Raw genomic sequence first — 23,098 nt, forward strand, 5'->3', positions numbered from 1 at the left:
TGGTTAGGTCGGTCCCTGTCGAGCTGCCCCGGATGTAGGGCGAGGGGCACTGCTGGCTGTGGTGGCGGGTGGTTAGGTCGGTCCCTGTCGAGCTGCCCCGGATGTAGGGCGAGGGGCACTGCTGGCTGTGGTGGCGGGTGGTTAGGTCGGTCCCTGTCGAGCTGCTCCAGATGTGGGGCGCAATCGCGCCAGCGGCGGCGGGTCGTGGCGATGCTTGATGCCTATGGCGTGCCCGCCCGTGCTCGTGCTCGTGCGGTGCCTGTGCCGTGCCTGTGCCGCTCGTGCGGGTGCCCTGCCTGTGCGCGCTGTGGCCGTGGCGGTGGGGGCGCTCGGTGGTCGCGGCGGTCAGTGGCATCGGGGTGGTCGTGGTGGTGGGCGGTGGCGATCCGGGGTGTACCGCCCTTCGCGCGATCGGGCGCGCCCCACTTCTGGGGCAGCTCGACAGGGGCCGACCACCACAGGGATACCCACAGCCCAAGCACGTTGTCCACATGGTTATCCACAGGCGTAGGGCGCGCTGTTGACGACGCTCGCCGTGCGGAAAACCATGGACGGGTGGGGATCAGCGGGGATGCGATCGACGTGGGGGCGGTGCTGCGCGATCTTCGTCGACGTGCAGATCTGAGCCAACGGGAGTTGGCCGATCGGTCCGGGGTCCCGAAGAGCACACTGGCCCGGATCGAGGCGGGGCGGGGCGGCGAGCCGGCGTTTCGCACGGTGGCGCGGCTCGTCGGAGCGGCAGGGGGCGAGCTGGCGATCCGGCTGCACGGCGAACCGCCGCTCGACAAGTTCGCCGATTCGGGCGGCGTGCCGCTGGGCATGCCTGTCGACGAGCCACGGGACGAGGCCGACCGTCGGTACCCGGCGCACCTCGATGTCCGCCGGGTACGGACCCTCAAGGACTGGCCGGGCGCGTGGTGGGCGCATTCGTACACTCTTCCGCAGAGATCGTGGCCTCTGCGCGTGCCGGAGCTGACCTACGACCTCGACCGGGCTCGGCGGGACCGGCGGCGGTGGCGGCAGGAGGCCCGCGCACGGGTGACTTTCCGGCGTACGGGCGAAGACGTGCCGGCCACCTCTTGGCGGTTCGTCGCCGAGCTGCCCGGAGCGGGACCGGTCGGCGAGCTGCGGGCTCATGAACGGAGTGTCGACCTCCTCCTCGGCGACGAACTGGACGACCGGCGTGAGGTGGTGCTCGAGGGTGTTGTCGTCGCTCCGGACCTGCGGTTTCTCGGTATCGGACGGCGGCTGGTCGAGCTGTTGGCCAAGGAGATGGCGCGGGCCGGCCTTCGTGCCGCCCACGCGGTCGCCGAGTTCGGCAACGTCGATTTTCTCCTCGCCTGCGGATTCGAACTTCGAGCGAGCAGACCGTCGGCGCTGATGCTCGACGTCCGAGGCGCGCCCGGGGTCAGCCCAGTGCCGCAGCCGCCTTCGTCAGCGCGGTGAGGGCCTCGCGCAGCCGCCAGGCGTCGCGGTCGCGCGGGCCGATCGGGTTGGAGATGGTGCGCAGCTCGGCGAAGGGCACTCCGGCCTGGGCGGCGGCGACGGCTACCCCGTACCCCTCCATGGCCTCGGCCACCGCCTCCGGATGCCGCCGGCGTAGCTCCTCGGTGCCGGCGGCGGTGCCGGTGACGGTGCTGACCGTGAGCACCGGGCCGATCGTGGCCATGGGTAGGGCGGCTCGCAGCGTTGCCAGTAACGCCGGGTGTGCAGGGACGACGCTGCCGCCGCCGAGCAGCGCGGGTGGCATGCCCAGATCCTCGATGCCGATGAAACCGTCCGGTGAGTCGGCGCCCAGGTCGGCCGCGATGCTCGCGGTGCCGAGCACGGTGTCGCCGACCGCTGCGCGCCCGGTGAAGCCGCCGGCCACGCCGGCACTGACCACCGCACGGTACGGACGACCGGCCGCCTCGGCCAGGGTCAGCAGCCGCGCGGTGGCGGCACCTGCGACGGCCGGGCCCACCCCGACCGGGGCGACGGTCACGTCGGTGGCGGTCAGCCCGGCCTGTACGGCGTCCGCCTCGGCCGGCACCGCGGTCACCACCAGCAGACCGCTCACGAGAGCGAGCCGGGGGACTCGCGGCGGGTCTCGTCGTCCGCGCCCCCACCCGGGCCGCCGACCGACGAAGAGGGCCGGTAGATGTGGTAGCCCGGCGGCGCGAGCCCTGCTTCGTCCTGCCGCTGCGACGTGGCCTGAGGTGGCGCCGGCGAGGTCGGTGCGACGGTCTCGGGCGCGACGGTCTGGGGCGCGACAACCTCGGGCTCGTCCTCGGCCAGTTCGTCGTCACCCAGCGGCCGGCCGGCCAGCTTCTCGGTGCGTAGCCGAGCGGCGACCAGCACTCCCCGGACGGCGGCCACGATGCCCACCCCGGCGGCGACCGCGATGCCGGTCCGGCCGGCGAACGGCACCAGCCCGAGCCCGCCACCGGCGACGAAGGCGAGCATGAGCACCGTCTCGGAGTGGGCGAAGGAGCTGGCCCGCAGCCGCTCCGGGATGCGCTCCTGAATCGAGGCGTCCACGGCGAGTTTGGCCACTCCGCTGACCAGCGCGGTGACCAGGCAGAGCAGGGCCACCATCAACAGCGAGAACTGGATGACGGCGAGTACCCCCACCCCCGCCACGATGATCATGCTGCTGGACTGGATGGCGGTCGGCCGGTGGATACGCAACCGGGTGCCGACCGCGGTCGCCAGGAAGCTGCCGACGGCCAGGGCGCCGCCGATCAGCCCCAGCGCCCACTCCGCGCCCAGGTCCCGCCCGAACACCCCGGTGGTCAGATCGCCCTTCTTGATGGCGAACGCGAGGAAGAGCAGCAGAAAGCCGTACACGGCCCGCAGGGTCGCGGCGCCGATCAGGGTGGCGATCACCAGCCGTCCGGCGGGCCGACCCCGGCCCAGCGGCCGGTCCGCGCGGCGGCCCAGGGCGCGTAGCGCGCGAGGGACGCGCTCGGGTGGCTCCGAGTCCGCCTTCGGGGGCAGCCGCAGCGAGATCACCATGCCGATCAGGAAGATCACCGACGCGACCCGCAGCGGCCACTGCGGCCCGAACCAGAAGGCGGCCAACCCGATCGGGGCCACCAGCGCGCCCGCCACCGTGCCGTACACGCTGGCCCGGGCACCCACCTGGGAGAGGCCCAGCCCTTCCGGCAACAGCCGGGGTACCGCCGCCGAGCGGGCCACGCCGTAGGCGCGCGACAGCGCCAGCACACCGAACGCGGCCGGATAGAGCCCGAAGCCGTGGATGTAGTCCGAGATCAGCCAGGCCAGGAACGCCCGGCCGAGCATGGTGGCGGCCAGCGCGTACCGCCGGCCGTGCCGGAAGTGGTCCAGCAGCGGCCCCACCACGGGCGCGAGCATCGCGAACGGCACCATGGTCACCAGCAGGTAGAGCGCGACCTTGCTGCGGGCCTCACCCAGCGGCACGTTGAAGAAGATCGTCCCGGCCAGGCCGATCGCGATCAGGGTGTCACCCGCGCAGGAGAGCGCGTGCAGGTCGAACAGCCGGACCATGCCGACCTCGCCGCCGGCGCCCCGCGCGCGGGCATGACCGGCCCGGCGGGTCACCCAGCGGCCGCTGCCCACCGAGCCGCGCAGGAGCAGACGGATGGCCCGAATGCCGGTGCCGACGGTCCGCCCGAGGAGGGAACGCCCGGAGTGGGAGTACGGCGGCATGTGCACCATCCTCGCCCATCCGACGCAGGTGTGCCGCATCAGTCGCGGCGAAAGGTTCCCCGGGAGTCCCTGTCACCCCTGCGGGGAGCATGGGGAACAATGGTCTGGTGACCAGGCCCGCCTCCACCCGTGCCGCCCGTCTCGACCAGGTCTGCGCCGCCGCCGTCGAGGTGGCCCGTGCCGGCATCACCGAGGTGGACGCCGACGACGTCGGCGACCACCTGCAGGTCGTGTCCGAGGGCGATCGGCTGGTCACCCACTACTTCGAGTGTCGCCTCGCCGGCTACCGCGGTTGGCGGTGGGCGGTCACCGTGACCCGCGTCCCGCGCAGCCGTACGGTGACCATCTGCGAGACGGTGCTGCTGCCCGGTCCGGACGCGCTGCTCGCGCCCGGCTGGCTGCCCTGGCAGGAGCGGCTCAAGCCCGGTGACCTCGGCCCGGGTGATCTGCTGCCGACCGCTCCGGAGGATGAGCGGCTGGTCCCCGGCTACCTGCTCTCCGACGACCCGGCGGTCGAGGAGACGGCCTGGGAGCTGGGTCTCGGTCGGGCCCGGGTGCTCTCCCGGGAGGGTCGGGCCGACGCGGCGCAGCGCTGGTACGACGGCGACCACGGCCCGACGGCCGCCATCTCCACGGCCGCGCCGGCCGCCGCCCGCTGCGGCACCTGTGGCTTCTACCTCCCGTTGGCCGGGGCGATGCGGGCGGCGTTCGGCGCGTGCGGCAACTTCTACGCACCCGACGACGGCCGGGTGGTCAGCGCCGACCATGGTTGCGGCGCGCACTCCGAGACGCTGATCGAGGCCGCCGAGACCGCGGTCGAGGACCTACCAACGGTGTACGACGACAGCGCCGTGGAGGCCATGTCGGTCAGCCGTGCGCCGGGTTCGGTCGAGGCGGGGGAGCCGGCGGAGCCGTACGGGCACCCCTGAGCGGCGCTCCGGCGCGGGCCGGCGCGTTCAGATCGCCCGGCGGCGGCGTCGGTTGGCGTCGTGCCGCAGCATGACGGCGAGCCCGGGGAAGCCCCACAGGAAACCGGCCAGGCAGGTCCAGAGCCAGTTCTCGTGATGGTGCTCGGTCAGCCAGCCCCGGAAGAACACCAGCAGCACCAGTCCGACGACCGCCCACGCGATCAGGCCGGCGACGGCGAACGGCACCATCGGCGGGTCCAGCGGCGCGGGGCGCGGTGGCTGGTCGTTCGGCATCGGGCAAGCGTACGCGATGCACTTCCCCTGCCCGCCAGCGATCTGGGACGATGCGCGCGACAACCGGAAGATCACCTGTGAGGTCCTCATGGCAGTAGCGCCGCCCGAGAACGACACACCTCCCAACCCCGCTCAACCGCGTAACGGCTTCGACCGGTTCTTTGAGATCTCCGCCCGCGGCTCAACGTTGAGTCGTGAGGTACGAGGTGGTCTGGCGACCTTCTTCACGATGGCGTACATCGTCGTGCTCAACCCGCTGATCCTGGGCGGCGCGGTCGACGGCGACAACAAGACTCTCCCGATTCCGGCGCTGGCCGCCGCGACGGCGCTGGTCGCCGGCCTGATGACCATCCTGATGGGTGTCGTCGGCCGGTTCCCGCTGGCGCTCGCCGCCGGTCTGGGCGTCAACGCCCTGGTGGCGTACGAGATCGCTCCCGAGATGACCTGGGCCGACGCGATGGGCCTCGTGGTGATCGAGGGTGTGATCATCGCGCTGCTGGTGCTGACCGGTCTGCGTACCGCGGTGTTCCGGTCGGTGCCCACGCAGATGAAGACGGCGATCGGCGTCGGCATCGGCCTCTTCCTGACCATCATCGGTCTGGTGGACGCCGGCTTCGTCCGGCGGCTCCCGGACGCCGCCAACACCACAGTTCCGGTCGGCCTGGGCGTCGGCGGCAAGCTGTTGAGCTGGCCACTGCTCGTCTTCGTGGTGGGCCTGCTGCTCACGCTGGTGCTCGTGGTGCGCCGGGTCCGCGGCGCGATCCTGATCGGCATCCTCGCGTCCACCGTGCTGGCGGTGATCGTGGAGGCGATCGGCAACATCGGCCCGTCGTTCGTCGACGGCAAGCCCAATCCGAAGGGCTGGGCGCTGAACGTGCCGGAGTTGCCCAAGACGGTTGTCGACGTGCCGGACCTGTCGCTGCTCGGCAAGTTCAACGTGCTCGACTCGTGGGGTCGGGCCGGCTGGGTCGTCGTGCTGATGTTCATCTTCACGCTGCTCATCACGGACTTCTTCGACACCATGGGCACGATGGTGGCGGTCGGCCAGGAGGGTGGCCTGCTGGACGAGCAGGGCACCCCGCCGAGGGCCAAGGAGATCCTGCTGGTCGACTCGATCGCGGCGGCGGCCGGCGGTGCGGCCAGCACGTCGAGCAACACGTCGTACATCGAGAGCGCGGCCGGTGTCGCGGAGGGTGCCCGGACCGGCGTGGCCAACCTGGTCACCGGCGCCCTCTTCCTGCTGGCGATGTTCCTGGCGCCGCTGGTGGTGATCGTGCCGTTCGAGGCGGCCTCGACGGCGCTGGTGGTGGTCGGTTTCCTGATGATGACCGCGGTACGGACGATCGACTGGTCGGACTACGAGATCGCGATTCCCGCGTTCCTCACCATCGTGCTGATGCCGTTCACCTACTCGATCTCGAACGGGATCGGTGCTGGTCTGATCACCTTCGTGGTGGTCAAGCTGGCCCGGGGCAAGGCCCGGGAGATCCACCCGCTGCTGTACGGGGTGGCCGCCCTCTTCGTGCTGTACTTCCTGCGCGGGCCCATCGAGTCGCTGGTGCTCTGACAGGTGTCGTCCGGGCGGGGAGTCGATGGTGACTCCCCGCCCGGAACTGCACAAACATCCCCGTGAGCCTGGTCATAACAGATGTCGTTAGCCAGGCTCATTAGTTAAGCTAACTAATGTGACGGAGCGGACGGTGACGGCGGAACGCGTGCCACCGGCGCAACTGGCTCCCCAGTTGCGAGATGCGATCACCCGACTCAACCGGCGGGTCCGACGGGCCCGGCCGGTCGGCGACCTCACGGTCACCCAGGTCTCCGCGCTCACCAGCCTGCGGCTGGCGGGCGGGATGACGCCCCGGGAACTGGCCGAGATCGAACGGGTGCAGCCACCGACGATGACCAAGATCGTCGCGAAGTTGGAGGACCGTGGCCTCGTGCGGCGGACCCCCCACCCGACCGACGGCCGGCAGGTCATCCTCGCGGCGACCGAAGGAGGGCAGGCCGTGCTCGACCAGTTCGAGCGGGCCCGCGACGAGTGGCTGGCCCACCGGCTGGCCGCGCTCGACGAGGACGAACGGGAGACCCTGCACAGGGCCGCCGAGATTCTCCAGCAGCTCGCTCGCGCCTGAGCCCGCGCCCGCGCCACCGGGCCGTGCCGTCACCTGACGATGACGCGTACGTCCTTGAGGAGGCGCACCGAGAGTGCAGGCCAAGCTGAGCACGATGTTCCAGTCCCTACAGGTCCGCAACTACCGCCTTTTCGCATCCGGGCAGCTGATCAAACTGATCGGCGTCTGGATGATGTTCATCGCCCAGGACTGGCTCGTCCTCGAGCTTTCCGACAACTCGGCCACCGCGCTCGGCGTGGTCACCGCCTGTCAGTTCACGCCGGTGCTGCTGCTCACGCTCTTCTCCGGCCGCCTCGCCGACCGGTACGACAAGCGGGTCCTGCTGTTCGCCGCGAACGCCTTCTGGAGCGTGCTGGCGCTCGGCATGTCCCTGCTGGTCCTCACCGACCTGGTCCAGCTCTGGCACGTCTTCGCGTTCGCCGCGCTCCTCGGCACGGCCAACGCCGTGGAGACCCCGGTCCGCCAGGCGTTCGTCTCGGAACTGGTCGGCACGCCGCTGCTGCCCAACGCGCTGTCGCTGAACGCCGCCGTCTTCAACTCCGCCCGGATCGTCGGTCCGGCAGTCGCCGGTCTGGCGATCGCCGCCTTCGACGTCGGCCCGGTCTTCCTGTTCACCGCCGTCAGCTCCATCGCGCCGCTGGTGAACGTCGTCCGGATGCGGACCGCCGACCTGCACCGCGACGCGCTCCTACCGCGCGACGAGCGGGCGTCCGCGAAGGTCGTCGACGGGCTGCGGTACGTGTGGCGGCGGCCGGACCTGCTGCTGCCGATGGCGGTGATGTCGGTGATCGGCATGTCGCTGTTCAACTTCCAGCTCACCCTGGCCGCGCTGGCGAAGACGGTGTTCAACACCGGTGCCGCCTCGTTCGGCCTGTTCAGCACCGCCCTTGCCGTGGGCGCGCTGGGCGGCGCGCTCAGCGGCACCGGCCGGCGCAGCCGCCCGTCGGTGTGGCTGGTGCTCGGCGCCGCGATCGGCTGCGCCAGCTTCGGCACCCTGGTCGGCTTCGCGTCGGCGTACTGGCTGGTCGTCGCGCTGCTGGTGCCCACCGGCTTCTTCATGGTCTTCTTCGCCCAGGCCGCCAACCAGCGCGTCCAGCTCGGCGTGGACGCCGCGTTCCGGGGACGGGTGATGGCCCTGTGGGTGCTGGTGTTCCTGGGCACCAACCCGGTCGGCGCACCGCTGATCGGCTGGGTGGCCGAGCGCTTCGGCGCCGGCGCGAGCATCTGGATGGGCGGGCTGATCTCGCTGGCCACCGCGCTGATCGCGCTGACCTGGCAACTGCGCCGCTCCGGTGCGCGGCTGCGCTTCCGGGTGCTGCCCATGCCCCGCTTCTACGTCACTTCCGCCGACTGCTGAGCCGCGCGCTCGGGCCCCCGCCGACCGCCGGGCAGGGGCCCCGAGCGTGGTCCCGATCGACGGATAGCGCGGATGCGGCCAAACCGCTGGCGAGGTGGCACGCCGGGGCTTAGCGTCGATACGTGGGAGTCGGACGCGCGCTGATGCTGGCCCTGGCGTTCCTCGCCATGGCCAGCATTCCGGCGGTGTTCGCCCTGCTCTTCTGCTACGACGAGATTCTCGACCGGGTGGTCTGCGGCTGGGCCGAGTGGCGGGAGCGCCGGCGGGAGCGACGCACCATCGCCCGCCTCGACCGAGCCATCGAAGCCGACGCGCTGACCCGGGACATCGACCTCAGCGAGTTCGACCGCACCGACCGTCGTCCCCTGGAACAGCTCGCGGCCGACCTGCGCCGCCTCGGCGGTCAGCGACTCGGCGGCATCGGCCGGCCGATGGTCTGGCACGGCGCGGTGGTCCAGGCGTACGACGACCGGCTCCGGCTGGCCTGCCGCGCCCTGGGGATCACCGAACACCTGGCCGAGCTGACCGGCGTCGACCAGGAAATCGAGCGGGTACGCGTGGAGGGCGTGCTGCACGCCGCCGGGTTGACCCTGCCGGCCGCCCGAGCTGGCCACCGGCAACGCCACCGTTGACGGGTCGCCGAATGCGGCTGTTCGTCGCGGTCAACCCGCCCGTGGAGGCGGTCGACCATCTCGGCGCGCAGATCGCCCGGTTGCGGGTCGGCGCGGCGGCGGCCGCTGGGGCCCGGGTGCGGCTCGCCGACCCGGCGGACCTGCACCTCACCCTGGCGTTCCTCGGTGACGTCGAGGCCGCCCGGCTGGTCGACGTGGAGAGTGCGCTCGGGCTCGCCGCCGACTCGTTCCGCGCCGGCCTCGATGCCCCGCCCCGGCTGCGTCTCAGCGGTGGTGGCGTGTTCGGCGACGGCCGGCGTACGGTGCTCTGGGTGGACGCCCAGGGCGATGTCGAGGCGCTGCACGGCCTGGCCTGGCTGGTCCGGGATCGGCTGCGACGCGCTGGGGTGGCTCACGACGACAAGCCCTTCCGCCCGCACCTGACCGTGGCCCGGCCCGGGGACCGGATGGACCCGGCCGCCGTCGAAGCCGACCGCACCGCGCTGGACGAGTACGCGGGACCGGAGTGGCCGGCGACCGAGCTGCTGCTGATGCGCAGCCACCCCGGGTCGGGACGCTCGCGTTACGACCGGCTCGCCGCCTGGCCGCTCTGACTCGGCGCGCCCGCGTGAACGGCCTTGATCGACTCGGGTTCGTGGAAGTCGGGGTGTTTTACGGGTGCTGACAGCGCGACTTCCGTGAACCCGAGTCGATCAAGCGCGAAGCGTCAGGAGGACTCTCGGGCGGCCGGACCGCTGCCGAAGAGCACGTCGTCCCAGCTCGGCAGCCGCTTGCGCGGCTTGCCGCTGGCGTCGGTGGACTCGCCGCCGGCCGCCGCAGCGGCCGCCGTGCCGGTGCGTCGGGGCCGCAGCACCGCCAGCGACGGCACGGCCGGGACCTCCTTGGGCGCGTCCGAGTCGTCGTCGAAGGCCGACCCCTGGCCGCCGCCGAGCAGCGCGGCAGCGCCACCGCCGACCGGCCGCTGCCGGGGCGCGTCGGACCCGGCCAGAGCCGCCGGAGTACGCGGTTCGAGCCCGCGACCCGACGAGCTGCCGAGTGGACGGTCCAGCGAGGCGAGCAAAGCGTCCCGGCCGGCCCGGATGGGATCCCGGCCCGGTCGCGGGTGCTCGGACGCCGCCGGCAACCCGTGCCCACCCCGACTCGGCTCACCGCGCGACGGACCGGGCAGGCCGTGCCCGCTCCGCTCCGGCGCCGGCTCCTGGCCGAGGATCGGCGTGGGCCGCTCGGCGCACAGATATTGCGCCATGTCGTCGTGCGGCGTGACCACCTGCCGGGCCTTGTCCATGTCCCAGATGGCCTGCGCGGTGGCCTTGCCCGACGGCCAGGTGGCGATGATCCGCCAGGTGCCGTCGTCGCGCCGGTACGCGTCCCAGGAGATCTTCTCGGTGTCGATGCCGTGCTGGCTCAGCCGACCGTTGACCACCTCGGCGAGCGGAGTGGGCTTCTCCGCGCCCTTGAGGCGGGTGCGACGGGCGTGCTGGGCGAGCATGGCCCGCTCCTGGAGCACCGGGCCGGCGTAGCGCAGGACCCGGTCGACCGGCACTCCGGCGATCCGGGCGACGTCCTCGGCCGACTCACCGGAACGGATGCGGGCCTGGATGTCCCGGGGGGACAGTGAGGGAATCGGGTCGACGGTGCTCGGTGCCACCGCGAGCGGCGGGGCACCCGGCTCGGGGTGCATCACACCGGCGATGCGCTCGTCGATCGGCAGGGCGAGCAGTCGCCCGACCTCGTCGGCGAGCACCAGGGCCTGGCCGTCCTCGGAGAGGGCGACGAAGCGTACTGGGCGCATAGCGTTGCCTCCGTCCCGCTTCGCTGGCCGCACGCCACGAGTCGGCCACCCAGGCGTCTCGGACCACCGTACGCGCATCTGTCTCAGGGTGGGGGAAGCGACACCCGCATGTCGTGACTGAGCTGCGGCAATGATCACGGTGGGTGTCCGTCGAGGCGTCAACGGACACCCACCGTGACGAAGCTCAGAGGCGCTCGACCACGTAGTCGATGGAGGCGGTCAGAGCCTCGACGTCGGACGGCTCGACGGCCGGGAACAGCGCCACCCGCAACTGGTTGCGGCCGAGCTTGCGGTACGGCTCGGTGTCGACGATGCCGTTGGCGCGCAGCGCCTTGGCGATCGCGGTGGCGTCCACCCCGTCGGCGAAGTCGATGGTCGCGACCACGTTGGACCGCAGCGCCGGGTCGGTGACGAACGGAGTGGCCACCGTGGACCGCTCCGCCCAGCCGTACACCGTGGCGGCGCTCTCCGCCGTGCGCTTCGCCGCCCACGCCAGGCCGCCCTGCGCGTTCATCCAGTCGGTCTGCTCGGCGGCCAGGAAGATGGTGGCCAGTGCCGGAGTGTTGTAGGTCTGCTCGAGCCGCGAGTTGTCGATCGCGGTCACCAGGTCGAGGAAGGCCGGGATGTAGCGCCCGGACGCCTTGACCTCGGCGGCCCGGTCCAGCGCGGCCGGCGACATCAGGGCCAGCCACAGGCCACCGTCGGAGCCGAAGCACTTCTGCGGCGCGAAGTAGTAGACGTCGGTCTCGCCGACGTTGACCTCGAGGCCACCCGCGCCCGAGGTGGCGTCGACCAGCAGCAGCGACCCCTCGTCCGCGCCGGCCACCCGGCTGATCGGCACGGCCACGCCGGTCGAGGTCTCGTTCTGCGGCGTCGCGTACACGTCCACGCCGGCCTCGGCGACCAGGGCCGGGGCGCTGCCCGCTTCGGCCTTGCGGACCGTCGGCTCGCCCAGGAACGGGGCGTCCTTGACCGACTTGGCGAACTTCGCGCCGAACTCGCCGAAGCTGGCGAACTGCGCCCGGTCGCGGACCAGGCCGAAGGTGGCGACCTCCCAGAACGCGGTGGTGCCGCCGTTGCCGATGACGACCTCGTAGCCCTCGGGCAGGGAGAAGAACTCGGCGATCCCGGAGCGCAGCCGGGCCACCTGGTCGCGGACCGTCTTCTGCCGGTGCGACGTACCCAGGTAGCTGGTCGCCACCTCGGCGAGCGCGGACACGGCCGCCGGACGGACCTTGGACGGGCCGCAGCCGAAACGGCCGTCGGCGGGCTTGATCTCGTCGGGAATCCGGATGATCGGTGCGTCAGCCACGGTTCTGAAGATCCTTCCGCAAGGGCGAGGGCGGGCCCGGCGACACTGCCGGCCCTCATCCTCGCACCCGTCGCGATCAGTCCGGCCGCTGGTCCCACGACCGTCCATGAGGCGTGCGCCACAACGCGCCCTGCCGAAAGGAAGGGCCCCTTCCTATACGCGAGGCGTTAAGAAGGTGCCCTTCCTTACACCTCAGACGCCGTGCGGGACGGCGCCCCAGCCCTCGACGTCGGACGGCTTGCGGGTTTCCGGGCCGACGTAGCGGGCGGACGGTCGAACCAGCCGCTGGAGGCGCTTCTGCTCCAGGATGTGCGCGCTCCAGCCGCCCATCCGCGCGCAGGTGAACATCGACGTGAACATGTGCGCCGGCACCTCGGCGAAGTCCAGCACCACGGCCGACCAGAACTCGACGTTGGTGGCCAGCACCCGGTCCGGGCGGCGGGCCTGCAATTCGGCCAGGGCGGCCTTCTCCAGCGCCTCGGCGATCTCGAAGCGCGGCGCGCCCAGCTCCTTGGCGGTGCGCCGGAGCACGCGGGCGCGCGGGTCCTCGGCCCGGTAGACCCGGTGGCCGAAGCCCATCAGCCGCTCGCCACGGTCGAGGACACCCTTGACGTAGCCCTCCGCGTCGCCGCTGCGCTCCACCGCCTCCAGCATGGTGAGCACGCGCGACGGCGCGCCACCGTGCAGCGGGCCGGAGAGGGCGCCGATGCCGGACGAGATGCAGGCCGCCGCGTCGGCGCCGGTGGAGGCGACGATGCGCGCGGTGAAGGTGGAGGCGTTCAGGCCGTGCTCGGCGGCCGAGATGAAGTACGCGTCGACGGCCTTGACGTGCCGCGGGTCCGGCTCGCCGCGCCAGCGCTTCATGAACCGCTCGACGATGGTCTGCGCCTTGTCGATCTCCTTCTGCGGCACCGCCGGCAGGCCGAGGCCGCGAGCGGACTGGGCGACGAAGGAGAGCGCGGTCACCGACACCCGGGCCAGGTCCTCGCGGGCCTGCTCGTCGGAGATGTCCAGCAGTTGGCTGAGGCCCCAGTACGGCGCCAGCATGGCGACCGCCGACTGCACGTCGACCCGGATGTCACCGGAGTGCACCGGCACCGGGAACGGCTCCGCGGGCGGCAGGCCCGGCCCGAACCGGCCGTCGACCAGCAGCGCCCAGACGTTGCCGAATGAGACCTGGCCGATCAGATCCTCGATGTCGACCCCGCGATAGCGCAGCGCGCCACCCTCGCGGTCGGGTTCGGCGATCTCGGTCTCGAAGGCGACGACGCCCTCCAGACCGGGTTTGAAGTCGGCCATGTCGCTCTCCTGGATCTGGTCGGTGCGCCCGATCAGCTGATCCGGCCCGGTCGGCCGAGCGCCTTAGGCGACCCTCAGGGATGTGTTCGGAACATCTTGCCTGCTGGGTAACCGGATACGCGACCCAGTGCGACTGTGCTGCACGCGACATCTCAGGGCGCGCATTCTCCGCGCCGGTCGGTGAGACTGGGCGAAGCGGTCTGGCCAGCGCGGGAGGGCGCCGGTCAGCACGCCGAGAAGGAGTGGGGACGTGACGGGCGACACACCAGCCCCGGCTGCGATGCGTAACGAGTACGCCGCGGACCTGGGCCTGACCGAGGCTGACCTGGCCGCCGACTGGTACACCCAGTTCGACAGGTGGTTCGCCGACGCGGTGGCTCACGGGCTGCCCGAACCCAACGCCATGGTGGTGGGCACGGCCGACGCCGCCGGCCGACCGAGTGGGCGGACGGTGCTGCTCAAGGGGTACGACCCGGAGGGCTTCGTCTTCTTCACCAACCACCTGTCCCGCAAGGGCGTCGAGGCGGCCGGCAACCCGTACGCCAGCCTGGTCTTTCCGTGGTTTCCGATGCAGCGGCAGGTGGTGGTCGCAGGATCGATCGCCCCGGTCGAGCGGGCGGTGACCGAGTCGTACTTCGCCAGCCGGCCGCGCGGGTCGCAGGTGGGCGCGTGGGCCAGCCCGCAGTCGTCCGTGGTGCCGGACCGGGCCACGTTGGAGGAGCGCTACCGCGAGGTGGCCGAGCGGTACGCCGACGAGAGCGCCATTCCGCCACCGCCGCACTGGGGTGGTCTGCGGGTCCGGCCGGACTCGGTGGAGTTCTGGCAGGGCCGGTCCGGTCGGTTGCACGACCGCCTGCGCTTTCGTCGCGTCGACGGAAGCGACTGGATCGTCGAGCGGCTGGCGCCGTGACCGGTGTGCAGGAGGCCCGGCCGCGCGGAGCGCGCCGCTGGGCGATCGACGTCCGCCCGCTGGGCGTCCCGGCGTACCGGCGGCTGTGGCTCGGCAACACCGTGGCGATGTTCGGCTTCCAGTTCACCGCCGTCGCGGTGCCGGTGGAGATGTACGCCCTCACCCGGGACTCGTTCTGGGTGGGCCTGCTGGGCATCGCCGCGTTCGTACCCCTGCTGATCTTCGGGCTCTGGGGTGGCGCGGTCGCCGACGCCCGCGACCGCCGTGCGGTGCTGCTCGGCGGCTCATTGTTGCTCTGGGCATCCACCCTCGGGCTGCTGGTCCAGGCGCTGCTGAACGTGGGCAGCCCGGTGCTGCTGCTGGTGTTGATGGCGGTGCAGTCGGTGGCGTTCGCGATCACCTCGCCGGCCCGCAGCGCCATGCTGCCCCGGCTGGTCCCGGACGACCTCGTTCCGGCCGCCAGCACCCTCAACTACACGACCTTCACCGCCGCGTCGGTCGCCGGCCCGCTCGCCGCCGGCCTCATCCTCGCCGCCTCGTCGGACACCCGGGTGGTGCTGCCGATCGCGTACGGGCTGGACGCGGTGCTGTTCACGGCGATGCTCTGGGCGGCGCTGCGCCTGCCGGCGCTGCCGCCCGAGCCGAGCGCCGACGGTCAGGTCCGCCGGGCCGGCCTGGCCAGCGTGATCGACGGTTTCCGGTACCTGGCCACCACGCCCGTCCTGCTGCTCTCCTTCGGCGTGGACCTGATCGCGATGATCCTGGCCATGCCGAGGGCCCTGTTTCCGGAGATCGCCAACGAGCGGTTCGGCGGGGGCGGCTCGGTCGGCCTGCTCTACAGCGCCATCGCGATCGGCTCCATGATCGGCGGGCTGACCTCCGGCTGGATCGGTCGGCTCCGCCGGCAGGGGGTCGGCCTGGTCGTCGCGGTGGTCGGCTGGGGAGTCGCGATCGCCGCCGCCGGGCTGGCCCAGCAGCTCTGGCTGATGGTCCTGCTGCTCGCCGTTGCCGGCGCCGCCGACCTGGTCAGTGCCGTACTCCGCCAGTCCATGCTGCTGGTGTACGCGCCGGACCGGATGCGCGGCCGACTCCAGGGCGTCAACACGGTGGTGGTGGCCGGTGGGCCCCGCCTCGGCGACCTGCGGGCCGGCACCATGGCCGCCGGGTTCGGCGGCGGGGTGGCCTGGGTCGCCGGCGGACTCGCCTCGGTGGTGCTCGTGGTGGTGCTCGCGGTCGCCTTCCCGGCACTGCTGCGGTACCGGGCCACGACGGCGTCGAGCGGCGACCGGTCGTGACCGGTTAGGGTCGCCGGCATGGACAGCCCTGAGCAGCGCCCCTTCTCCGGCGCACAGTGGACCATCGCCGCCGCGGGCCACGAGGCCGTCATCGTCGAGGTGGGCGGCGGGCTGCGGACGTACCGGCACGACGGCGTCGACCTGCTCGACGGGTACGGCGTCGACGAGGTCTGCCCCGGCTGCGCCGGACAGGTGCTCGCTCCCTGGCCGAACCGGATCCGGGACGGGCGCTACGTGTACGGCGACCGGACGCACCAGCTCTCGCTGACCGAGCCGGAGCGGCATGTCGCCATCCACGGGCTGGTCAACTGGGTGCCGTGGCGGCTGTTGGAGCAGTCCACGGACGCGGTGACCGTCGGCTACGACCTGCCGCCGCAGCCCGGCTACGAGTGGCCGCTGCGGCTGGTCAGCCGGTGGAGCGTGAGCGCGGACGGTCTGCGGGCCGAGCACGAGGTGACGAACGTGGGCACCGAGGTCGCCCCGTTCGGCTTCTCCGTGCACCCGTACCTGCAACTGCCGGGTGTCGCCGTGGACGACCTGGTCATGCGGCTGCCGGCGCGTACCCGGATCATGGTGGACGGCCGGTTGCTCCCGGTCGGCGCGACGCCGGTGGCCGGCACCGAGTACGACTGGACCAGCCCGCGCCGGATCGGCGACGCCGAGTTGGACCTGTGCTTCGGCGAGGTCGTCCGCGACGCCGACGGCGGCTCATCGGTGAGCCTCGCGGCGCCGGATTCCTCGTCCGGGGTGAGCATCTGGGCGGACGCGGAGTTCGGCTGGTGGCAGGTCTTCACCGGCGACGCGCTCACCGGCGAGCGACACCGCCGGTCGGTGGCGATCGAGCCGATGACCTGCCCGCCGGACGCGTTCCGCTCGGGCAAGGACGTGCTCGCGCTGGGGCCCGGCACGACCTGGCGGGGTGCCTGGGGCATCCGTCCCGGGGCCTGATGGAGTTCGCCGAGGTCGTCCGCCGTCGACGGATGGTCCGCAACTACGACCCGGACCGTCCGGTCCCGCCCGACGTGGTGGACCGGCTGCTGGACCACGCCGTGCGCGCCCCGTCGGCCGGCTTCGCCCAGGGCTGGGGTTTCCTGGTGCTGGAGGAACCGGCCGACCGGGAGCGGTTCTGGGCGGCCACCACGCCCGACGGCGGAGGCAGGGAGCGCTGGCTGGCCGGGATGCGCCGCGCGCCGCTCATCGTGGTGCCGCACGCCAACGAGTCGGCCTACCTGACGCGGTACGCGGAGCCCGACAAGGGCTGGACCGACCGGTCGAAGGACCGCTGGCCGGTGCCCTACTGGTACGTCGACACCGGCTTCGCCGCGCTGCTCATGCTGCTCACGGCGGTGGACGAGGGGCTGGGGGCGTGTTTCTTCGGGATCCCACCCCAGCGGCTGGCCGCGTACCGGGAGAGCTTCGGCGTGCCCGAGGAGTACCAGCCCATCGGCGCCGTCACAATCGGTTACCGGGCGGCGGACCATCGGTCACCATCGTTGCGTCGCGGTCGGCGCGGGATCGACGAGGTGGTGCGGCGCGGCCGGTGGAGCTGAGCGTGGCGTCCCGTTCGTCGGGTTGAGGATCGGACGAGCGATAGCGAAACTGACATCAGGGAGCAGAACGTCGCGTGCGCGGGGCCGCTAGGCTGGCACGGTCATCGGCGCCGCGCCGCGCGGCGCCCGCCGCGGCCCGGCTCGGCGCCGTCGGTCCGTCCGGTCTCGGGGAGGGGAGCGTGCCGTCGTGATCTTCAGAGCGGTCCGGGACGGGCGTCCCTACCCGGAGCACAACCTGACGCTCAAGCAGTGGGCGGAGATCCCGCCCCGTCCGCTGCGGCTGGATCAGTTGATCACCACCAAGCGCGAGTTGGCGCTCGACAAGCTCCTAGCGGAGGACTCGACCTTCTACGGCGACCTCTTCCCGCACGTCGTGCAGTGGAGCGGTGGCCTCTATCTGGAGGACGGGCTGCACCGCGCGCTGCGCGCCGCGCTGCAACAGCGCAACCAGATCCACGCCCGGGTCCTGGTGCTCTCCGGTACGGGCGATCCCGCCTGAGGCTTCGTTAAGGTGGCGGCATGACTGCCCTCGATCTGCTCGACCTGGACCCGTCGCTCAGCGAGGAGGAGCGGCAGATCCGCGATGTCGTCCGCCGGCTGGTCGACGACCGGGTCCGCCCGCACGTCGCCGACTGGTACGAGGAGGGTCGCGTGCCGGCCCGCGAGCTGGCCCGGGAGTTCGGCAAGCTCGGGCTGCTCGGCATGCACCTGAGCGGGTACGGCTGCGCGGGCGCGTCCGCCGTCGCGTACGGGCTGGCGTGTCAGGAGTTGGAGGCCGCCGACTCGGGTGTCCGTTCGCTGGTCTCGGTGCAGGGCTCGCTGGCGATGTACGCCATCTGGCGCTTCGGCAGCGAGGAGCAGAAGCAACGCTGGCTGCCCCCGATGGCGACCGGCGAGGCGATCGGCTGCTTCGGCCTCACCGAGCCCGACCACGGCTCCGACCCGGGGTCCATGGCCACCCGGGCCCGCCGCGACGGCGACGACTGGGTGCTCACCGGCGGCAAGATGTGGATCACCAACGCGCCGATCGCCGACGTCGCCGTGATCTGGGCGCGAACCGACGACGGGGTACGCGGTTTCGCCGTACCCATGGACACGCCCGGTGTCACGGCGCGCGAGATCCGCCGCAAGATGTCGCTGCGCGCGTCGCTGACCGGCGAGATCGTGCTCGACGACGTCCGGCTTCCGGCCGACGCGCAACTGCCCGGGGCCGTCGGGCTCAAGGCCCCGCTGAGCTGCCTTACCGAGGCCCGCCACGGCATCGTCTGGGGCGCCGTCGGCGCGGCGCGCGACTGCCTGGAAACCACCCTGGCGTACGCCACCACGCGCACCCAGTTCGGCCGACCGCTCGCCGGGTTCCAACTCACCCAGGCCAAGCTCGCCGACATGGCCGTCGAGCTGGTGAAGGCGCAACTGCTCGCGCTGCACCTCGGCCGGCTCGCCGACGCCGGCCGGCTGCGCCCCGACCAGGTGAGCGTGGGCAAGCTGAACAACGTGCGGGAGGCGCTGGCCATCGCCCGACAGTGCCGCACCATCCTCGGTGCCAACGGCGTCTCCGGCGAGTACCCGGTGCTGCGGCACGCGAACAACCTGGAGAGCGTGTTGACGTACGAGGGCACCTCGGAGATCCACCAGCTGATCGTCGGCCAGCGGCTCACCGGGCTTTCCGCCTTCGCCTGACCTGCCCGTTTACGCTTTCCGGCCGCTCGCCGCGCGGCTGTCGTACGGGGGCCGTACCGTCATTGACAGACGACGTGTCTGACGAGGACGGTGAGTGTGATGGCTCGCGACGCTGACATCAACGAGCCCACGAGGGAGTTCCCCGGTTACCCGACCGGCGACGACCTCAGGGAGCGCTCGGCCGCGACACCCGACCCGACTCCGGGCGGGCCGGAGGGCACCGATGGTCCCGGCACCGGCGGGGGTGGGGGTGCGGCGCGCGGGTTGCTCCTGCTGCTCGGCGCCGCCGCGCTGGCCGTGGTGGTGCTGCTCGGCGTGCAGGCGACCGGCTTTCTGCCGGACTTCCGTAACCCGTTCGCCAAGGAGCAGACCGACCGCAGCCAGCCGCCGCTGCTGAAGTCGATCCAGGATCTGAGCCGCTACGTGGCGGCCGAAGGCAACTTCCAGGTCGTGGTCGACACCCAGAACGACCGGCGCAACGTCCCGGACTTCCTGCTCAACGAGCGCACGCTGTTCGTCGGAGCCGGCAGCATCGAGGCGTACGTCGACTTCACCAAGATCGGTGAGGGTGCCGTGGTGCAGTCCGCCGACGGCAAGTCCGTCGAGATCAAGCTGCCCGCGCCGCAGCTCGGCGAGACCAACCTCGACATGGAGAAGAGCTACGTCTTCGCCGAGCAGCGTGGCCTGCTCAACCGGCTCGGTGACCTGGTCGGCAACGACCCCAACCGGCAGCAGCAGATCTACCAGCTGGCCGAGGAGCGGATCACCGCCGCCGCCCGGGACAGCGGGCTCTCCGCCCGCGCCGAGGAGAACACCCGCAAGATGCTGGAGGGGCTGCTGCGCTCACTGGGCTACCAGCAGGTCACGGTCACGTACACGGCCCCCTGACCCAGCGCCTCGGCGCTTCGGTCTTCAGCGCCCCGGCGTTCTGGCTTACGCAGCGCCCGCCCCGACGATGGTCGAGGCGGGCGCTGCCCCGTCCGCCGCGCCGTCGCCCGGTCCGCCTCCGCTGCCGCGCCGTCGCCCGTCCGCCGCCGCTGCCCGGTCTGCCGCGCGCCGTCGAGCGGGTTGATCCACTCCACATCGCTGATCTCGGGGTATCACCGCCCTCGGAAAGCCCCACATCGGCGATCTGGAGTGGATCAAGGACCGATAGAGCGATGGGCCGCCAAGATCCGCGCAACTTCGAGGATCCTGCTGCCTCCGACGATCGGGAAGCAGCAGTATCCCCGAAGTTGTGACCGGCTGCGGCCGGTCTGCACCGAGGCCGGGGGTGGGGTCAGTGGCCGGTGGAGGCCAGGTAGCGGTCCTCGTTGGGCATGAGGACCCAGAGGATCAGGTAGACGATCACCTGGGTGCCGGGCAGCAGCAGGGACAGCAGGAACAGCAGCCGGACCATCCCGGCGGACATGCCGAACCGCTGACCGAGGCCGGCGCAGACACCGGCGAGCATGCGCCCCTGGCGGGGTCGGACCAGTTTGCGACTCATCGTCGTACTCCCACTCTGCGGCGGTGTGCCGCGTCTGCAATCCACGGTAGAAAGGGGCGGCCGCTCCGCCCTCGGTCCCGAGGAGGATCGGCGACCCGTGGACCCGTAGGTACTTACCCGTGCGGCCCCCGCCCGACGCCCCGCGACCCGCGCCCCCGCCCCCGCCCCCGCGCCAAGGTCGTGCTCGATCCTGGATGTAGTGGCCTCCGGCCGAGCGTGAGGCCACTACATCCAGGATCGAGCGCGATCATGCGGGCGAGCGCGATCATGTCGCCGGTGTTCACGCGGGCCGGGCGATCACGCACGCTGCCCGCGGGTGGAGGAGCGGCGGGCTGCGCTGCTCGGGTAAGGGGTGAGCAGGGCAGGTAGGCTGACAGGTCGGGCACCCGCACCCCGGGTGACCGGCGGCCACCCGACCGGGCGGTCACGAGCGGGGCTGCCGATCGGCGGCCACGACCGGGCGGAAACCCGACCACGGGAGCACGCCGAGGAAGCGCAGCCATGATCAGTGTTTTCGACCTCTTCAGCGTCGGCATCGGGCCGTCCAGCTCGCACACGGTGGGGCCGATGCGGGCGGCGCGTACGTTCGTCGCCGGGCTCAAGGCCGACGGACTGCTCACCGACACCGCGCGGGTGCAGGCGGAGCTGTTCGGGTCGCTGGGCGCGACCGGGCACGGGCACGGCAGCGGGCCGGCGGTGCTGCTGGGGCTTGCCGGCGAGTCCCCGGAGACGGTTGACACGGACACCGTCGGTCCTCGCGTCGAGCGCATCCGCGCCGAGCGGCGGATCAGCCTCCTCGACGCGCACGAGATCGACTTCGACCCCGATCGGGACCTGACGCTGCACCGTCGCCGGTCGTTGCCGTACCACCCGAACGGGATGACCTTCGCGGCCTTCAACGCGGCCGGGGAGCAGGTCAGGACCCGCACCTACTACTCCGTCGGTGGCGGTTTCGTGGTGGACGAGGCGGCGGCGGGCGCGGACAAGATCAAGCCAGACACGACGCGGGTGCGGTACCCGTTCCTGACCGGGGCGCAGCTCCTCGACGTCACCACCCGTACCGGGCTGTCGATCAGCGAGGTGATGCTGGCCAACGAGCGTTCGTGGCGCAGCGAGGCGGAGATCCGGGCGGGCCTGCTGGAGATCTGGCGGGTGATGCGGGAGTGCGTGCAGCGCGGTTGCGAGCGGGACGGCGTACTCCCTGGGGGTTTGAAGGTCCGGCGGCGCGCGGCGGAGCTGCGGCGCGGCCTGGAGGCGGACGCCGGGACGGCCGACCCGTTGCACGCGATGGACTGGGTGACGCTGTTCGCCCTGGCGGTGAACGAGGAGAACGCGGCCGGAGGTCGGGTGGTGACCGCGCCGACGAACGGCGCGGCGGGGATCATCCCGGCGGTGCTGCACTACTACAGCCGGTTCGTCGAGGGCGCCGACGACGACGGGGTGGTGCGGTTCCTGCTCGCGGCCGGCGCGATCGGGGTGCTGTTCAAGGAGAACGCGTCGATCTCCGGCGCGGAGGTCGGCTGCCAGGGTGAGGTCGGCTCGGCGTGTTCGATGGCGGCGGCGGGCCTGGCCGAGGTGCTCGGCGGCACGCCGGAGCAGGTGGAGAACGCGGCCGAGATCGGGATGGAGCACAACCTCGGGTTGACCTGTGACCCGGTGGGTGGCCTGGTGCAGATCCCCTGCATCGAGCGCAACGCCGTGGCTAGCATCAAGGCGATCACGGCCGCCCGGTTGGCGCTGCGCGGCGACGGTGTGCACAAGGTGTCGCTGGACAAGGTCATCAAGACCATGCGGGAGACGGGCGCCGACATGAAGGTCAAGTACAAGGAGACGGCGCGTGGCGGTCTGGCCGTCAACGTGATCGAGTGCTGAAGCTGGTCGATTCAGGGCATTCGTTCACCGACTGCTAACCTGGCGTCCGTTTGCGGGAGGCGGGAGGCGGCGGTGACCTCTGGCGTCGCGGCCCTGTGGTCGCACCGCAACTCGCTGCGCATCCTGGTCCGGCGGGACCTGGCGGTCAAGTACCAGCAGTCGGTGCTGGGCTACTTCTGGTCGCTGATCGAGCCGCTGGGCATGGGCGCGATCTACTGGTTCGTCTTCGGCGTGCTCTACTCCCGCGACACCGGCCGGCACCTCGGCGAGGCAGCCGGGTCGTACCCGCTGTTCCTGATCACCGGCATCTTCGCCTGGATGTGGACCAGTTCGGCGCTGAGCGAGGCGACCAACGCGCTGACCGGCCAGTCCCGGTTGATCACCACGATGAACGTGCCCCGGCAGGTCTTCCCGATCGGCCGGGTCAGCGGACGGTTCGCCGAGTACGCGGCCGGCCTGCCGATCCTGGCCGCCATCGCGGTGATCTACGCGGCGCACGGGCGGATCCACCCCGGCTGGTCGCTGCTCGCCCTGCCGCTGGCGGTGGCCGTGCAGGCCGTGCTGCTGGTCGGGCTGGCCCTGTTGCTGTCGGCCTGGAACGTGCTGATGCGCGATGTGGAACGGCTGATGCGGCTGATCATCCGGGTGCTCTTCTACGCCACGCCGATCATCTATCCGCTCAGCCTGGTCCGGGAGTCCGGCCTGCCGCACTGGCTGAAGGTGGTGTACGAGCTGAACCCGCTGGTCGGGATCTTCCAGCTGCACCACGCGATCTGGTACCCGGACGAGTTTCCCGACGCCCGGCTGCTCGCCACGACGATCGCCGGCAGCCTGCTGGTGCTGGCCGCCGGCTGGTGGTCGTTCCGCCGGCTGGAGCCCGCCGTGCTCAAGGAACTCTGAC

23 protein-coding genes are annotated in these 23,098 nt (G+C 71.9%); 16 read left to right on the forward strand and 7 right to left on the reverse strand.

What is annotated here, in order from left to right:
* Positions 1-555 precede the first annotated feature (555 nt).
* The gene (locus tag AB0I89_RS11425; RefSeq protein ID WP_357123892.1) at positions 556-1,446 is read left to right on the forward strand and encodes a GNAT family N-acetyltransferase; all 891 of its coding nucleotides are present in this window, start codon (positions 556-558) and stop codon (positions 1,444-1,446) included.
* On the opposite strand, the gene AB0I89_RS11430 is transcribed toward AB0I89_RS11425, so the two are convergent.
* Both AB0I89_RS11430 and AB0I89_RS11435 read right to left on the reverse strand, forming a co-directional pair.
* Positions 1,409-2,059 carry a futalosine hydrolase gene (locus tag AB0I89_RS11430; RefSeq protein ID WP_357123895.1) on the reverse strand — a complete coding sequence of 217 codons (651 nt, stop codon included), beginning with the start codon at positions 2,057-2,059 and terminating at the stop codon, positions 1,409-1,411. The two genes, AB0I89_RS11425 and AB0I89_RS11430, sit on opposite strands and share 38 nt — an antisense overlap.
* On the reverse strand, positions 2,056-3,672 hold the full coding sequence (locus tag AB0I89_RS11435; protein WP_357123898.1) for an MFS transporter: 1,617 nt from the start codon (positions 3,670-3,672) through the stop codon (positions 2,056-2,058). Before AB0I89_RS11435 ends, AB0I89_RS11430 begins: the two co-directional genes overlap by 4 nt.
* A gap of 89 nt (positions 3,673-3,761) precedes the next feature.
* Here AB0I89_RS11435 and AB0I89_RS11440 point away from each other — a divergent pair, with 89 nt between their 5' ends.
* The gene (locus AB0I89_RS11440) at positions 3,762-4,601 is read left to right on the forward strand and encodes a DUF3027 domain-containing protein (RefSeq protein WP_357123901.1); all 840 of its coding nucleotides are present in this window, start codon (positions 3,762-3,764) and stop codon (positions 4,599-4,601) included.
* Positions 4,602-4,628: 27 nt separating this feature from the next.
* Here AB0I89_RS11440 and AB0I89_RS11445 read toward each other — a convergent pair whose 3' ends face one another.
* Positions 4,629-4,874 (reverse strand): DUF2530 domain-containing protein, encoded by a 246-nt coding sequence (locus AB0I89_RS11445; protein ID WP_357123904.1) that lies wholly within the window; start codon positions 4,872-4,874, stop codon positions 4,629-4,631.
* Positions 4,875-4,962: 88 nt separating this feature from the next.
* Between AB0I89_RS11445 and AB0I89_RS11450 the strand changes: the two genes are divergently transcribed.
* From AB0I89_RS11450 to thpR, 5 genes are all read left to right on the forward strand, one after another.
* Positions 4,963-6,441, forward strand: a complete 1,479-nt coding sequence (locus AB0I89_RS11450) for an NCS2 family permease (protein ID WP_357123907.1) — start codon at positions 4,963-4,965, stop codon at positions 6,439-6,441.
* Positions 6,442-6,559: 118 nt separating this feature from the next.
* A complete protein-coding gene (locus tag AB0I89_RS11455) occupies positions 6,560-7,009 on the forward strand; it encodes a MarR family transcriptional regulator (protein ID WP_355049191.1) in 450 nt (149 codons plus the stop codon).
* 73 nt (positions 7,010-7,082) lie between these two features.
* Positions 7,083-8,366, forward strand: coding sequence for an MFS transporter (locus AB0I89_RS11460; RefSeq protein WP_357123912.1), 1,284 nt, complete (start codon positions 7,083-7,085; stop codon positions 8,364-8,366).
* Between the two features lie 122 nt (positions 8,367-8,488).
* Positions 8,489-8,998 carry a hypothetical protein gene (locus AB0I89_RS11465; protein ID WP_357123915.1) on the forward strand — a complete coding sequence of 170 codons (510 nt, stop codon included), beginning with the start codon at positions 8,489-8,491 and terminating at the stop codon, positions 8,996-8,998.
* An 11-nt stretch (positions 8,999-9,009) separates the two neighbouring features.
* Positions 9,010-9,591 carry an RNA 2',3'-cyclic phosphodiesterase gene (thpR, locus tag AB0I89_RS11470; protein ID WP_357123918.1) on the forward strand — a complete coding sequence of 194 codons (582 nt, stop codon included), beginning with the start codon at positions 9,010-9,012 and terminating at the stop codon, positions 9,589-9,591.
* Between the two features lie 113 nt (positions 9,592-9,704).
* On the opposite strand, the gene sepH is transcribed toward thpR, so the two are convergent.
* The 3 genes from sepH to AB0I89_RS11485 form a co-directional block, all read right to left on the reverse strand.
* Positions 9,705-10,790 (reverse strand): septation protein SepH, encoded by a 1,086-nt coding sequence (gene sepH, locus AB0I89_RS11475; protein ID WP_357123921.1) that lies wholly within the window; start codon positions 10,788-10,790, stop codon positions 9,705-9,707.
* A gap of 184 nt (positions 10,791-10,974) precedes the next feature.
* On the reverse strand, positions 10,975-12,102 hold the full coding sequence (serC, locus tag AB0I89_RS11480) for a phosphoserine transaminase (protein WP_357123924.1): 1,128 nt from the start codon (positions 12,100-12,102) through the stop codon (positions 10,975-10,977).
* A gap of 192 nt (positions 12,103-12,294) precedes the next feature.
* Complete coding sequence (locus tag AB0I89_RS11485; RefSeq protein WP_357123927.1) at positions 12,295-13,401, reverse strand: citrate synthase 2; 1,107 nt, start codon at positions 13,399-13,401, stop codon at positions 12,295-12,297.
* Between the two features lie 280 nt (positions 13,402-13,681).
* Between AB0I89_RS11485 and pdxH the strand changes: the two genes are divergently transcribed.
* The 7 genes from pdxH to AB0I89_RS11520 all read left to right on the forward strand — a co-directional run bounded on the left by pdxH (position 13,682) and on the right by AB0I89_RS11520 (position 19,724).
* Positions 13,682-14,311 carry a pyridoxamine 5'-phosphate oxidase gene (gene pdxH / locus AB0I89_RS11490; protein ID WP_357124662.1) on the forward strand — a complete coding sequence of 210 codons (630 nt, stop codon included), beginning with the start codon at positions 13,682-13,684 and terminating at the stop codon, positions 14,309-14,311.
* On the forward strand, positions 14,308-15,606 hold the full coding sequence (locus AB0I89_RS11495) for an MFS transporter (RefSeq protein ID WP_357123930.1): 1,299 nt from the start codon (positions 14,308-14,310) through the stop codon (positions 15,604-15,606). Before pdxH ends, AB0I89_RS11495 begins: the two co-directional genes overlap by 4 nt.
* A gap of 18 nt (positions 15,607-15,624) precedes the next feature.
* On the forward strand, positions 15,625-16,554 hold the full coding sequence (locus AB0I89_RS11500; protein ID WP_357123933.1) for an aldose 1-epimerase family protein: 930 nt from the start codon (positions 15,625-15,627) through the stop codon (positions 16,552-16,554).
* The gene (locus AB0I89_RS11505; RefSeq protein WP_357123936.1) at positions 16,554-17,156 is read left to right on the forward strand and encodes a nitroreductase family protein; all 603 of its coding nucleotides are present in this window, start codon (positions 16,554-16,556) and stop codon (positions 17,154-17,156) included. The genes AB0I89_RS11500 and AB0I89_RS11505 overlap by 1 nt, the downstream gene beginning before the upstream one ends.
* Before the next feature lie 187 nt (positions 17,157-17,343).
* The gene (locus tag AB0I89_RS11510; RefSeq protein ID WP_357123939.1) at positions 17,344-17,655 is read left to right on the forward strand and encodes a type II toxin-antitoxin system VapB family antitoxin; all 312 of its coding nucleotides are present in this window, start codon (positions 17,344-17,346) and stop codon (positions 17,653-17,655) included.
* A 20-nt stretch (positions 17,656-17,675) separates the two neighbouring features.
* Positions 17,676-18,836 carry an acyl-CoA dehydrogenase family protein gene (locus AB0I89_RS11515; protein WP_357123942.1) on the forward strand — a complete coding sequence of 387 codons (1,161 nt, stop codon included), beginning with the start codon at positions 17,676-17,678 and terminating at the stop codon, positions 18,834-18,836.
* 99 nt (positions 18,837-18,935) lie between these two features.
* A complete protein-coding gene (locus AB0I89_RS11520) occupies positions 18,936-19,724 on the forward strand; it encodes a DUF4230 domain-containing protein (protein WP_357123945.1) in 789 nt (262 codons plus the stop codon).
* Between the two features lie 391 nt (positions 19,725-20,115).
* Here AB0I89_RS11520 and AB0I89_RS11525 read toward each other — a convergent pair whose 3' ends face one another.
* Positions 20,116-20,325: a PspC domain-containing protein gene (locus AB0I89_RS11525; protein WP_234589045.1), complete on the reverse strand. Its 210-nt coding sequence runs from the start codon at positions 20,323-20,325 to the stop codon at positions 20,116-20,118.
* Positions 20,326-20,826: 501 nt separating this feature from the next.
* On the opposite strand from AB0I89_RS11525, the gene AB0I89_RS11530 reads away from it, so the two are divergent.
* Both AB0I89_RS11530 and AB0I89_RS11535 read left to right on the forward strand, forming a co-directional pair.
* The gene (locus tag AB0I89_RS11530) at positions 20,827-22,197 is read left to right on the forward strand and encodes an L-serine ammonia-lyase (protein WP_357123949.1); all 1,371 of its coding nucleotides are present in this window, start codon (positions 20,827-20,829) and stop codon (positions 22,195-22,197) included.
* A gap of 72 nt (positions 22,198-22,269) precedes the next feature.
* Positions 22,270-23,097 carry an ABC transporter permease gene (locus tag AB0I89_RS11535; protein WP_357123952.1) on the forward strand — a complete coding sequence of 276 codons (828 nt, stop codon included), beginning with the start codon at positions 22,270-22,272 and terminating at the stop codon, positions 23,095-23,097.
* Position 23,098 lies beyond the last annotated feature (1 nt).

The sequence above is a fragment of the Micromonospora sp. NPDC049801 genome (genome assembly GCF_040656575.1).
Taxonomy (GTDB): Bacteria; Actinomycetota; Actinomycetes; order Mycobacteriales; family Micromonosporaceae; genus Micromonospora.